Genomic DNA, 12087 nt, shown 5'->3' on the forward strand with positions numbered 1-12087 from the left:
CAAGCCCCCTCCCACATTGTTTTGTGTTTGTCTTTGAATAGTCTGTTCATAGAGAGCTTTTCCTTGGCCCACCCCGCCCAACGCCGTTGGTACCTGCCGGTCTTTTCCGTCGCCGCCCTGGTGCTGCTGCCGCTGAGCGTGCTGCTGCTGTCCTGGCAAAGCATCGACCACCAGATCTGGTCCCATCTCTGGGATACCCAGATGCCTCGATTGCTGGGCAACACCTTGACCCTGGTACTCGGCGTCGGTCTTGGTGTGACACTGTTGGGTGTCAGCCTGGCCTGGTTGACCAGCCTCTGCGAATTCCCCGGGCGCCGCTGGCTTGATTGGGCGCTGATGCTGCCCTTTGCGATCCCGGCTTATGTGCTGGCCTTCGTGTTCGTCGGCCTGCTGGATTTCGCAGGGCCCGTGCAAACCCTGCTGCGCGAATGGTTCGGCAATGGGCTGCGTTTGCCGCGAGTGCGCTCCACCAGCGGCGTGATCATCGTGTTGGTGCTGGTGTTCTACCCTTACGTCTACTTGCTGGCGCGCACGGCGTTCCTGGCCCAGGGCAAGGGTTTGATGGAAGCGGCGCGGGTGCTGGGGCAGTCGCCCTGGCAAGCGTTCTGGCGCGTGGCCTTGCCGATGGCGCGCCCGGCGATTGGTGCTGGCGTGGCCTTGGCCTTGATGGAGACCCTGGCGGATTTCGGCGCCGTCTCGGTATTCAACTTCGACACCTTCACCACCGCCATCTACAAGACCTGGTATGGTTTTTTCAGCCTTTCCAGTGCCGCGCAACTGGCCAGCCTGTTGCTGCTGGTGGTGATGCTGGTGCTGTATGGCGAACGGCGCGCGCGTGGGGCGAGCCGACCGAGCAATGAGCGACCACGAGGCAAGGCGTTGTACCACCTGCGCGGGCTCAAGGCGGCTGCGGCCAGCGCCTGGTGCGGCCTGGTCTTCGCCTGCGCATTTGTGATCCCGATGCTGCAACTGGTGGCCTGGTTCTGGCAGCGCGGGCGCTTCGACCTGGATGAGCGCTATACCGGCCTGATCGTCCACACCCTCTACCTGGGCGGTATCGCGGCGCTGATCACCGTCAGCGTGGCGCTGGTACTGGCCTTTTCCAACCGCCTGGCGCCGACCCGGGCGATTCGCTCCGGCATCAGCCTGGCCAATGTCGGCTATGCCTTGCCGGGCTCGGTGCTGGCGGTGTCAATCATGCTGGCGTTCAGCTACCTTGACCGTGAGCTGGTGGTGCCGTTCTCCGGCTGGCTGGGCGGTGCGGGCAAGCCCTTGCTGCTGGGCAGCCTGTCTGCACTGGTGTTGGCATATCTGGTGCGATTTCTGGCGGTAGCGTACGGGCCGCTTGAAAACAGCCTGGCACGCATTCGCCCATCGCTGCCCGAAGCTGCACGCAGCCTTGGGGTGAGCGGCCCACGACTGTTTTGCAAAGTGTATCTGCCGTTGTTGCTGCCGGGCACCTTGAGCGCGGCGCTGCTGGTGTTCGTCGACGTGCTCAAGGAAATGCCTGCAACCCTGCTGATGCGCCCGTTCGGCTGGGACACCCTGGCGGTGCGGATCTTTGAAATGACCAGTGAAGGCGAATGGGCGCGGGCTTCCTTGCCGGCCCTGACCCTGGTGCTGGTCGGGTTGTTGCCGGTCATCGGGCTGATTCGCCGCTCTGCCCGACAAATCGGTTAGGTGCCAGTCCTACAGCTTGAGGCTACAATGCGCGGCATTCGGTGCGCTCCGTCTTTCGGGTCGACCTGCTGTATGTGCCTGTGGGCCTTGTAATTCAAGGTGTTCGGCGCAGGTGGCAGCTCTGCGCACCTTCGCCAAGCCCGGAAGGAGAAACCCATGGGACAGCGTACGCCTCTGTATGACCTGCATCTCGCCCTCGGCGCGAAAATGGTCGATTTTGGCGGTTGGGATATGCCTTTGCATTACGGCTCGCAAGTTGAAGAACACCATCAGGTGCGACGCGACTGCGGGGTTTTCGATGTATCTCATATGACCGTAATCGATGTCAGCGGCCTTCAGGCCAAGGAATGGCTCCAGCACTTGCTGGCCAATGATGTCGATCGATTGCACGGCTGTGGCCGTGCGTTGTACAGCGCCATGCTCAACGAGCAGGGCGGGGTAGTGGACGACATGATCGTCTACCGCACCGAAAGCGGTTACCGACTGGTGGTCAACGCCGCCACCCGCGATCAGGACATGACCTGGATGCAAGCGCAATTGGGCAGTTACCAGGCGCAACTGCATGAGCGGCCCGAGTTGGCCATGCTCGCCATCCAGGGGCCCCACGCCCGGCAGAAAATCGCTGAACTGGTGACCCAGTCCCGTGGCACCCTGATTCATCAGCTCAAGCCGTTCGAAGGCCAGGCCGACGGTGACTGGTTCATCGCCCGCACCGGCTATACCGGTGAAGATGGCCTGGAAATTGTCCTGCCCGCCGACCAGGCCCCGGGGTTTTTCAACGATCTGGTGGGTGCCGGCATTTCCCCTATCGGCCTCGGCGCCCGCGATACCTTGCGCCTGGAGGCCGGCATGAACCTGTACGGCCAGGACATTCATCAGGCTGTTTCGCCCCTGGCGGCCAACATGGCCTGGAGCATTGCCTGGGAGCCCTTCGGGCGCAACTTCATCGGCCGCGCCGCGCTGGAAGCGGAAAAAGCCGCCGGTGTGCAGTTCAAACTGGTGGGGCTGGTGCTCGAGGAGCGCGGGGTTTTACGGGCTCATCAGGTGGTTCGTATCGCCAATGTTGGCGAAGGAGAGATCACCAGTGGTAGTTTCTCGCCTACGCTAAGCAAATCCATTGCCCTGGCGCGTGTACCGACGGCGACTGCCGACCGGGCCGAAGTGGAAATCCGCGGCAAGTGGTACCCGGTGCGAGTGGTCAAGCCGACCTTCGTGCGCCATGGCAAAACCTTGATCTAACTATTTCCGGCAGGCCGAAGGCCGCTGACATTTCTTCTTGAGGACACAGACTATGAGCAATATCCCTGCCGACCTGCGTTTTGCCGAAAGTCACGAATGGGCCCGCCTGGAAGCCGACGGCACCGTGACCGTCGGGATCTCCGACCATGCACAGGAAGCCTTGGGTGATGTGGTGTTTGTTGAGCTGGCTGAGGTCGGCGCTACTTTTGAAGCCCAAGGCCAGGCGGGTGTGGTTGAGTCCGTGAAGGCCGCGTCGGATATCTATTCGCCGATTGCGGGCGAAGTGATTGCGGTCAACGAAGAGTTGGGTGGTAGTCCGGAGCTGCTGAACGCTAATCCGTATGAAGCCTGGATCTTTAAGCTCAAGCCAAGCAATCCGGCCGAGCTGGACAAGCTGCTTGACGCTGCCGGCTACGCAGCCGCCATCGGCGAATAAACGCAGAGGCCATGTGGGAGGGGGCTTGCCCCCGATAGCAGTGTGCCAGTCAGCTCACTTGTAGCTGACACACCGCAATCGGGAGCAAGCCCCCTCCCACATTTAATAAGTGCTCAGCCTGCTTTCAATACCGCTTCGACCGCCGCCACAGCCCGCTCCACATCCGCCTCCGTCATCGCCGTAAACATCGGCAACGACACGATCAAGCGCCCGACACGCTCTGCCACCGGGAACATGCCTTCCTTGAAACCCTGCGCCCGATACAGGCTCAGCAGGTGAATGGGCGGGTAGTGATAGCCAATGCCGACGCCCTGGGCCTGCATCTGCTCCATGAACGTCGCACGTGCCGGCAGGCCATCGTGACGCTCCGGCAGCACCAGTTGGAACAGGTGCCAGTTGCTGTTTTCGAAGTCCGGCGGCGGTAGCTGCGCGCCGTATTTCTCTTCAAAATCACTGCCAAAGCACTTGAAATAATGGCGTGCCAGGTTCTGGCGGTGGGCGGTGATCTTCTCGATATGCGCAAACTGCCCCAGGCCAATGGCTGCGGCAATGTCGGTCATATTGAACTTGCCGCCCAACACATCCACATCCAAGCCGTCGAAACCGCTGCGAGTCACGCCCTGCAGGCGATACTTCTCTGCCAGGCGGACCTCCTCGGCGTTGTTCAACACCAGGCAGCCGCCTTCGGACGAAGTGATGTTCTTGTTCGCCTGGAAGCTGAACGATACGAAGTCGCCGGTGGCGCCAATTCGCTCTCCATCCCAACTGGACCCGAGGGCCTGGGCTGCATCTTCGACGATACGCAGGTTGTACTTGTTGGCCAGCGCGTAAAGCATCGGCATATCCAGGGGCAAACCGGCCAGATAGACCGGGATGATCGCCTTGGTTCGCGGGGTGATGGCCGCTTCAACCTGGGCCAGGTCAATGTTGCGGGTTACCGGGTCGATATCGGCAAATATGGGCGTGGCACCCACCTCGAGGATGACGTTGGCCGTGGCAACCCAGGATATTGGCGTGGTGATGACCTCATCCCCAGGCCCGATGCCGGCGATGCGCAAGGCGATCTCCATGGTGCAGGTGCCCGAGTTGAAGGTGCGCACCGGGCGCCCGCCAAAGTAATCCGACAATTGCGCTTCGAACGCCTGCACCTTCGGCCCGCTGGTGATCCAGCCGGAACGCAGGACATCGCCCACCGCCGAGATGGTGGCTTCATCAATGGTAGGTTTGGAAAACGGCAGGAAGGGCAGTTGGCTCATGTCGAAGAGGGCATCCGTTTCAGGTAGGCGACAGGTACTAATAGGCGAGTCAGTAACGCATGGTTGCACGACGAGACTGAATATAGCCTGTCGCTCGTGAACGATTCGTCAGCGTGCAGGCAAAAAAATGCCGCTTGTAAAAGCGGCATTTTTTATCAGGCATGGTTACTCGGCTACGGCATTCTTCGCGAGGATGGCGTTGGCCAGCTCCATGTCAGTAGCCTTGAGGCCAGGGTTATCGGCGCGGACTTTCTGCATGGCCGCTTCCAGGTACGGGCCGCGAATGCCGCCGTCGCTGGCAACGAAGCTGCCTGCATCATCCTGGGCGGCAACGACCAGCTTGTGGTCCTTGAAGGTCAGGTACGTCGAGCCGGTGGTGGCGCCCGACGAGATGACATTACGCCAGAAGCTATCGGCCATGGCTGAGCCGACAGGAAGGGAAAGCACAGCGAGGGTGGCGACAGCATATTTGAGACGCATGATGGGTGACTCCGGTGGGTTATCTGTACGTTTTGATTGTAGTTAAGCCAATCGAGTTCCATCACTGACTAAACAGTTTCAACCTTTAAAATCACCCCTTCCAGGCCAACCACGCGTACTTGAGCGCCTGCAGGCGTGTCGGCACCAGTGACCATCCATACCCCATCGCCGACCTTGACCTTGCCACGACCATCCACAATGGCCTGATGCACCACGAAGGTGCGCCCAATCAACTCGGTACCACGCTCATTCAGCCCCGGTTGATCGCTGGCCTTGGCGCTGCTGCGCTGGCGTTTCCACCAGTACACCGCGGTCAATATCGACAACACGGCAAACAGCAGCAGTTGCCATTCCAGCCCGAGTGGCGGCACCATGAACTTGATCACGCCCACAGCGGCGGCGGCGATACCCATCCACAGCAGGTAACCTCCTGCACCGAACACCTCAAGAATCAACAGCACGGTGCCCAGCGCCAGCCAATCCCAGAACGACAAATGCAGCAGGAACTCCCACATAGTGATCGCCTCAGACTTTCTGGTTGCCGAAAGTTGCTTTGACGATCTCGCCGATACCACCCACGGCCCCAATCACCTGGCTGGCTTCCAGCGGCATCAGGATGACCTTGCTGTTGTTGGCCGATGCCAGCTTGCCCAGGGCATCGATGTACTTTTGCGCAACGAAGTAGTTCACCGCCTGCACGTTACCCGACGCGATCGCCTCCGAGACCACTTGTGTCGCCCGGGCTTCGGCTTCGGCCTGGCGTTCACGGGCTTCTGATTCCAGGAACGCCGCCTGGCGGCTACCTTCGGCTTCGAGGATCTGCGCCTGCTTCTTGCCTTCGGCGGTCAGGATTGCCGACGCACGCAGGCCCTCGGCCTCGAGGATCTGTGCACGCTTGATCCGCTCGGCTTTCATCTGGCCGGACATGGCCGCCATCAGGTCGGCGGGCGGGCTGATGTCCTTGATCTCGATACGGGTGATCTTGATGCCCCACGGCGCGGTGGCTTCATCCACGGTGCGCAGCAGTTTTTCGTTGATACCGTCGCGCTGGCTCAGCATGGCATCCAGCTCCATCGAGCCGAGTACGGTACGGATATTGGTTTGCAGCAGGTTGCGGATGGCGTGCTCGAGGTTGTTGACCTCGTAGGCGGCCTGGGCGGTGTTGACCACCTGGAAGAAGCACACGGCATCGATCTGCACGGTGGCGTTGTCGGCTGTGATGACTTCCTGGGGCGGGATATCCAGCACGCTTTCCATCACGTTGATCTTGCGACCGATGCGGTCCATGACCGGGATGATGATATTCAGGCCGGGCTTGAGGGTGTTGGTGTAGCGGCCGAAACGCTCGACGGTCCACTGGTAGCCTTGGGGCACCACTTTGAAACCCATGAACAGGATGGCGATGGCCAATCCCACGAAAAGAAGCAGTACGGTTCCGATCTGCATAACGATTCCCTATCTGGAGGTGTCAGTGAACGACATTAGGCCGATTGTAACGGTCTGGTCACGAATAAAGACGGTTTCACGGCCCAACTAACAAAGGATTTGTTTCCGGATCCCCAGGCGTGACCCGTAATACCTCCGTCATCGTGGTCAGGCCGGCCTTCACTTTGTCGATACCGGCCATGCGCAGGCTGCTCATGCACTGTGCCAATGCCCGGCGGCGCAGTGCCTGTATGTCCGCGCCGGGAGTAACCAAACCCTTGAGCGCCGGGTCCATGGGCATGATTTCGTAGAGCCCGGCTCGGCCCCGATAACCACTGTCACGGCACTCCACACAGCCGACGGCCTCATAGCCGCCAACGTCTTCCAGTTTTGCCGGGCGCTTGCAGTGGGTGCACAACACGCGAACCAGGCGCTGGGCCATAACGCCTATCAGCGTAGCCTTGATCAAATAATGAGCAATCCCCAGCTCTTGTAGGCGACTGATGGCGCTGGGCGCATCGTTGGTATGCAGGGTCGAGAGCACCAAGTGCCCGGTCAACGCGGCCTGGATCGCCATCTCTGCGGTTTCCTGATCGCGGATTTCGCCGATCATGATGATGTCGGGGTCCTGGCGCAGCAGGGCGCGGATGCCGCTGGCGAAGGTCAGGTCGATGTTGTGCTGCACCTGCATCTGGTTGAACGCCGGCTCGACCATTTCGATCGGGTCCTCCACGGTGCACAGGTTGACCTCCCGGGTCGCCAGTTGCTTGAGGGTGGTGTAGAGGGTGCTGGTCTTGCCCGAGCCGGTCGGGCCCGTGACCAGGATGATGCCATTGGCTTGCCGGGTCATGGCGTGCCAGCGCTGCTGGTCCGCGTTCGACAAGCCCAACTGGTCGAAGTCCTTGAGCAATACCTGGGGGTCAAAAATCCGCATCACCAGCTTTTCGCCAAACGCGGTCGGCAGGGTCGACAGACGCAGTTCCACCTCGACGCCCGCCGGGTTTCTGGTCTTGACGCGGCCATCCTGGGGCTTGCGCTTCTCGGCCACATTCATTCGCCCGAGGCTTTTCAAACGGCTGACCACCGCCGTGGTGACCTGGGGTGGAAATTGATAGACGTCGTGCAACAGCCCATCGATGCGAAAGCGCACCCGGCCCTGCTCGCGGCAGGGCTCAATGTGGATATCGCTGGCACGTTGGGCAAAGGCGTACTGCAACAGCCAGTCGACTATGTTGACGATATGGGCGTCATTGGCCTCCGGCTCCTTGTCGCTGGCGCCGAGACTGAGCAGTTCGCCGTTGCCGGGCGTCGCCATCTTTTGATCGGCGCCACTGACTGACTTGGCCAGGCGGTAAAACTCGTTGATGCAGCGCTGGATATCCCGGGGGTTGGCAACCACGCGCTTGATGGAACGCTTGAGCACCTGGGCGAGCCCGGCTTCCCAGGCGCTGACATGGGGCTGGGCGCTGGCGACCGTGACGCTCTGAGCATCCACGGCCACTGCAAGAATGCCGTGGCGTTGGGCGAAGGCATGGGACATCAGGGGCACCACCGTTGCTACGTCGATCTGCAACGGGTCGATGCGCAGGTAAGGCTGGCCCACATGCCCAGCCAGCCATTGGGTCAGGCTCTCCAGGCAAGGGCCTTCGGCCGCGATGCATTCCAGGGGATGCAGGCCGCAGGGCGCTGCCGAAACGTTTTGCGCCGCCTGCGCCGTGATCAGCCCTTGCTCGATTAATGCCGGCAACAATTGATGCAGTTCCAGGGGGTAATCGCGAGAGGCAACGGACATGCAGGTTTTTCCTGGGAGGCTTGGGATGTAAATCCAAGGCTAGCCAGCCTCTGGAATTCCTCCTCCCTGGTTGTTTTGCAGGCTATTACCCAGCACTTGCCGCCAGCGCTTTAGGCCGCTCGGCATCAGCCGGCCAAAGCTTGAGGTCGCATACGCTGATCAGGTTTCGAATCTTTTCACCGATCACTTGGGCACGGTGCCAGCTCAGCCCGTCCATCACGATATCGATGTTCAGCAAGTCGGCTGCCCGGCTCACACTGACCTGGGCAGGGGTCAGGAACTGCAGCGCGAAATAGTTCAGCACCCGGCACAGCACGTCCGGTTCCGCTTCTGCGACGATGTGATAGTGCGCCTGGCAATGGGCGCTGTTGACGGCCCAGGCATCGACACGGGTGGCAGGGGGGTTGGTTTCAACGGCATGCATGCTGACTCTCCAGATTCGACTGGAGAAATTTTTACATTCGCCTCGGGAGAATTCTTATCTAAGATGAGCTTCTTTTGCGATTAATCAAATCGAGCAATTCAAAATAAGCTTATCTGCAGGTATTTCTATGCACAGCGAGTTGGACGTCTATGACCGCCGCATCCTGGCCCTGCTGCAAGAGGATGCCTCGCTCTCCAGCGCACAGATCGCCGAGCAGGTCGGCCTGTCGCAGTCTCCCTGTTGGCGGCGCATTCAGCGGCTCAAGGAAGAGGGGGTAATCCGCGGTCAGGTCACCTTGCTGGACCGCAAGAAAATCGGGCTCAATACGCAGATTTTCGCCGAGGTCAAACTCAATGCCCACGGCCGCTCCAACTTCACCGAGTTCACCGAGGCGATCCGTGGGTTTCCGGAGGTGCTGGAGTGTTATGTGCTGATGGGAGCGGTGGATTTTCTGCTGCGTATCGTCGCATCGGACATCGAGGCGTACGAACGGTTTTTCTTTGACAAGTTGTCGATGGTGCCGGGGATCCAGGAGGTCAATTCGATTGTGGCGTTGTCGGAGATCAAGTCCACTACCAGCCTGCCAGTATTGCGCTGACAGGGAGGGCCCCATCGGGGGCAAGCCCCTCCCACGTTGGAATGTATTCCCCGTGGGAGGGGGCTTGCTCCCGATGGCAATATTACAGGCGCAGAAGCGTCTTCCAGGCCCGATTCTGATACACCGCAATCGCCTGATGCATACGCGCATCCAGCGACTCATCGGTAATCGGCTGGTTAGCCAGGTGCGCCAGCTTGTTCAGCTCGCCGTACAAGCGGTCCAGTTCTGGAATGTCCACCACATGACGCGCATGGTGCAGCCAGGCCTGGATGCGTTCGATGCGCGGCAGTTGCTCGGCCAGGTCTTCCGGCTGTTGCTGGTAGCGTGGCAGTTGCAGGGCGACGGCGTCATCGGCCAGCAGGCGTGGCAGCCAGTTGGTGATTTGCGCAGCGCCCTGGCGGTTACCGCGCACGTTACGCTCGGCTGTCCAGGTGCGGGCGAGCAGCCAGCGCGAGGTGTTCAGTGAGAACAGGCCCCAGCGCACGTCGGTCAATTCTTCGACGAACTGCTCCGGCGCGGCTTTGCGAATGTCTTCATCGTCATCACCGGCCTGGACCAGCGGGCGCCAGTCTTCCAGCAGTGCATCCAGGGCGCTGCGCAGCTCGCTGGTGGACTGACGCGGGGCGGCCTGGCCGAGGCTGCCGATCAGGGCGCGCAGTTCGCCGAGGTTTTCGACCCAGTCCTGCAGCAGGCGCCAGTGGCCGTTGAAACGGTATTGCTCGGCCAGGCGCTGGCTGCTGCCCAGCAGGTGCCACATGATTGCGGCGAAAGCATCGTCCAGCGGCGTTTCGGCGTGGATCTGCGGCGCAGGCAGGCTCAGGGAGTAGCTGCTGGCGTCGTACAGGCGATAGCCACGCTCGGCCTTGCTGATGTCACAGGGCATCAGCGCCAGGGTTGCGGCCAGTTCGGCGGCCAGTTCCAGCAGGGCAGCGGGTTCGCCTTCGCGCAGTTCCAGTTCCAGCTCGCAGATTTCTTCCTTCTGCTTGCCGACCACCACATGGCCCAGGTCCAGGGCGGCTTCGATCACCACCTTGGCCTTGCCGCGACCCCAGGCGATTTCGGCGCGTTCGCGGACGAAGTCGGTGGTGAAGATCGGCTTGAGGGTCTTTTTGTCCAGCTCAGCCAGTTGCTCGGGCCAGCATTCGCCGTCGAGTTTCTTCACGTCGAGCTTGGCTTTGGGCAGGTCCCAGTTGTACTCGTTGCGTTCCGACAAGCCGGCGACGCTTTGGCCACGGGTCTTGAGGGTCTGGATGATGTCGTCACCGTCCTTGCGCAGGCGCAGGGCAACCTTGGCCTGGGCCAGGTCGCGCTCGGGGGTGTCGAAGTACTGGTTCATCAACTCACGGCGTTCCCAGCCACTTTTGTTGCGTTTTTTCAGTAGCGGGTGCTCACGCAGCGCGGCGAGGGTTTCGCGGCTGACGCGGAGCTTGATTTCGGTTTCTTTCTGCATGGCCGGAAAATCCAGGATCGGGAGCGCAGCCGGGGAAAAATGTGGCTGCCAAGGTCGTGCAGTGTACAGGACTGAGCCCGGCAACGTGGCGCAACGGTTTATTGTGTCGTGCAGATGCCTCTATAGTGAGCTTCATCCGGGAAGTTGGGAGACCGCGCATGCCGTTACCGTCCATGAAAGAGCAGTTCGCCGCCTTGATCGCCGCACCGTCGGTGAGCTGCACCCAAGCGTCGCTCGACCAGACCAACCGCCCGGTGATCGATCTGCTCGCCGCGTGGCTGGGCGACTTGGGCTTTGCTATCGACATCCAGCAAGTCAGCCCTGGCAAATTCAACCTGCTCGCCAGTTTCGGCAGCGGCCCCGGTGGCTTAGTGCTGGCGGGCCATAGCGATACGGTTCCTTATGATGAGGCGCTGTGGAAGACCGATCCGCTCAAGCTGACGGAAGTCGATGGCCGTTGGGTAGGGCTGGGCAGTTGCGACATGAAGGGTTTTTTTGCCCTGGCCATTGAAGCGGTGTTGCCGTTGCTGGACCAGCCGTTCAAGCAGCCGCTGCTGATCCTCGCCACCTGTGACGAGGAAAGCTCCATGTCCGGTGCACGCGCCCTGGCCGAGGCGGGGCGGCCTCTGGGGCGGGCGGCGGTGATTGGCGAGCCGACGGGCCTCAAACCGATCCGCCTGCACAAGGGCGTGATGATGGAACGCATCGATATCCTCGGCCGCAGCGGCCACTCGTCGGACCCAAGCCTGGGCCACAGTGCCCTCGAAGCCATGCACGATGCCGTTGGCGAATTGCGCGGCCTGCGCCTGGCCTGGCAGCGCGAGTATCGCAATGCGCAATTTCGCGTGCCGCAACCGACCATGAACTTCGGCTGCATCCACGGCGGCGACAATCCCAACCGCATTTGCGGCCAGTGTTCCCTGGAATTCGACCTGCGCCCTTTGCCGGGGATGGACCCCGAGGTGCTGCGTGCGGCGATCCGGCAGAAGCTCGAACCCCTGGCCGAGCGCCACAAGGTCAAGATCGATTACGCGCCGTTGTTTCCCGAAGTGCCGCCTTTCGAGCAGCCTGAGGACGCCGAGTTGGTGCGGGTGGCGGAACGTTTGACCGGTCATCGTGCCGAAGCAGTAGCGTTCGGCACCGAAGCGCCTTATCTTCAGCGCCTTGGTTGTGAAACCCTGGTGCTTGGCCCCGGCGACATCGCCTGTGCCCACCAGCCGGGCGAGTACCTCGAAATGTCACGCTTGACGCCTACAGTGCGTCTATTGCGGGAACTGGTCGAACATTACTGCCTGAAACCTGCATAA

The 12087-nt window shown here is 61.1% G+C and carries 12 protein-coding genes; 5 read left to right on the forward strand and 7 right to left on the reverse strand.

Annotated elements, in window-relative coordinates; translation table 11 throughout:
- Positions 1-63 precede the first annotated feature (63 nt).
- The 3 genes from NMB39_RS01285 (at position 64) to gcvH (ending at position 3355) form a co-directional block, all read left to right on the forward strand.
- Positions 64-1680: an ABC transporter permease gene (locus NMB39_RS01285; protein WP_494339686.1), complete on the forward strand. Its 1617-nt coding sequence runs from the start codon at positions 64-66 to the stop codon at positions 1678-1680.
- 156 nt (positions 1681-1836) lie between these two features.
- Complete coding sequence (gene gcvT, locus NMB39_RS01290) at positions 1837-2919, forward strand: glycine cleavage system aminomethyltransferase GcvT (RefSeq protein WP_494339685.1); 1083 nt, start codon at positions 1837-1839, stop codon at positions 2917-2919.
- A 52-nt stretch (positions 2920-2971) separates the two neighbouring features.
- Positions 2972-3355, forward strand: a complete 384-nt coding sequence (gcvH, locus tag NMB39_RS01295; protein ID WP_057022770.1) for a glycine cleavage system protein GcvH — start codon at positions 2972-2974, stop codon at positions 3353-3355.
- A gap of 113 nt (positions 3356-3468) precedes the next feature.
- Here gcvH and NMB39_RS01300 read toward each other — a convergent pair whose 3' ends face one another.
- The 6 genes from NMB39_RS01300 to NMB39_RS01325 form a co-directional block, all read right to left on the reverse strand.
- A complete protein-coding gene (locus NMB39_RS01300; RefSeq protein WP_494339684.1) occupies positions 3469-4611 on the reverse strand; it encodes a DegT/DnrJ/EryC1/StrS family aminotransferase in 1143 nt (380 codons plus the stop codon).
- A 165-nt stretch (positions 4612-4776) separates the two neighbouring features.
- Positions 4777-5091, reverse strand: coding sequence for a DUF2388 domain-containing protein (locus NMB39_RS01305; protein ID WP_034116324.1), 315 nt, complete (start codon positions 5089-5091; stop codon positions 4777-4779).
- 68 nt (positions 5092-5159) lie between these two features.
- Entirely contained in the window at positions 5160-5606 is a 447-nt protein-coding gene (locus NMB39_RS01310; protein ID WP_494339683.1) for an NfeD family protein, read from the reverse strand.
- Between the two features lie 10 nt (positions 5607-5616).
- Positions 5617-6537 carry an SPFH domain-containing protein gene (locus tag NMB39_RS01315; RefSeq protein WP_057011345.1) on the reverse strand — a complete coding sequence of 307 codons (921 nt, stop codon included), beginning with the start codon at positions 6535-6537 and terminating at the stop codon, positions 5617-5619.
- 76 nt (positions 6538-6613) lie between these two features.
- The gene (locus NMB39_RS01320) at positions 6614-8308 is read right to left on the reverse strand and encodes a GspE/PulE family protein (RefSeq protein WP_494339682.1); all 1695 of its coding nucleotides are present in this window, start codon (positions 8306-8308) and stop codon (positions 6614-6616) included.
- Between the two features lie 85 nt (positions 8309-8393).
- Positions 8394-8732 carry an ACT-like domain-containing protein gene (locus NMB39_RS01325; protein ID WP_057022773.1) on the reverse strand — a complete coding sequence of 113 codons (339 nt, stop codon included), beginning with the start codon at positions 8730-8732 and terminating at the stop codon, positions 8394-8396.
- Positions 8733-8859: 127 nt separating this feature from the next.
- Here NMB39_RS01325 and NMB39_RS01330 point away from each other — a divergent pair, with 127 nt between their 5' ends.
- A complete protein-coding gene (locus tag NMB39_RS01330; protein ID WP_043046970.1) occupies positions 8860-9330 on the forward strand; it encodes an Lrp/AsnC family transcriptional regulator in 471 nt (156 codons plus the stop codon).
- 82 nt (positions 9331-9412) lie between these two features.
- Here NMB39_RS01330 and NMB39_RS01335 read toward each other — a convergent pair whose 3' ends face one another.
- Entirely contained in the window at positions 9413-10780 is a 1368-nt protein-coding gene (locus NMB39_RS01335) for a CYTH domain-containing protein (RefSeq protein ID WP_494339681.1), read from the reverse strand.
- Between the two features lie 158 nt (positions 10781-10938).
- On the opposite strand from NMB39_RS01335, the gene argE reads away from it, so the two are divergent.
- Positions 10939-12087: an acetylornithine deacetylase gene (argE, locus tag NMB39_RS01340; RefSeq protein WP_057022775.1), complete on the forward strand. Its 1149-nt coding sequence runs from the start codon at positions 10939-10941 to the stop codon at positions 12085-12087.

This window comes from Pseudomonas sp. FBCC-B545, from assembly GCF_059134095.1.

What these genes read in the sequence shown, in the direction of transcription:
- gcvT (WP_494339685.1), top strand. Translation starts at nt 1,837, where the DNA reads ATGGGACAGCGTACGCCTCTGTATGACCTGCATCTCGCCCTCGGCGCG.
- gcvH (WP_057022770.1), top strand. Translation starts at nt 2,972, where the DNA reads ATGAGCAATATCCCTGCCGACCTGCGTTTTGCCGAAAGTCACGAATGG.
- NMB39_RS01300 (WP_494339684.1), bottom strand. Translation starts at nt 4,611, where the DNA reads ATGAGCCAACTGCCCTTCCTGCCGTTTTCCAAACCTACCATTGATGAA.
- NMB39_RS01305 (WP_034116324.1), bottom strand. Translation starts at nt 5,091, where the DNA reads ATGCGTCTCAAATATGCTGTCGCCACCCTCGCTGTGCTTTCCCTTCCT.
- NMB39_RS01310 (WP_494339683.1), bottom strand. Translation starts at nt 5,606, where the DNA reads ATGTGGGAGTTCCTGCTGCATTTGTCGTTCTGGGATTGGCTGGCGCTG.
- NMB39_RS01315 (WP_057011345.1), bottom strand. Translation starts at nt 6,537, where the DNA reads ATGCAGATCGGAACCGTACTGCTTCTTTTCGTGGGATTGGCCATCGCC.
- NMB39_RS01320 (WP_494339682.1), bottom strand. Translation starts at nt 8,308, where the DNA reads ATGTCCGTTGCCTCTCGCGATTACCCCCTGGAACTGCATCAATTGTTG.
- NMB39_RS01325 (WP_057022773.1), bottom strand. Translation starts at nt 8,732, where the DNA reads ATGCATGCCGTTGAAACCAACCCCCCTGCCACCCGTGTCGATGCCTGG.
- NMB39_RS01330 (WP_043046970.1), top strand. Translation starts at nt 8,860, where the DNA reads ATGCACAGCGAGTTGGACGTCTATGACCGCCGCATCCTGGCCCTGCTG.
- NMB39_RS01335 (WP_494339681.1), bottom strand. Translation starts at nt 10,780, where the DNA reads ATGCAGAAAGAAACCGAAATCAAGCTCCGCGTCAGCCGCGAAACCCTC.
- argE (WP_057022775.1), top strand. Translation starts at nt 10,939, where the DNA reads ATGCCGTTACCGTCCATGAAAGAGCAGTTCGCCGCCTTGATCGCCGCA.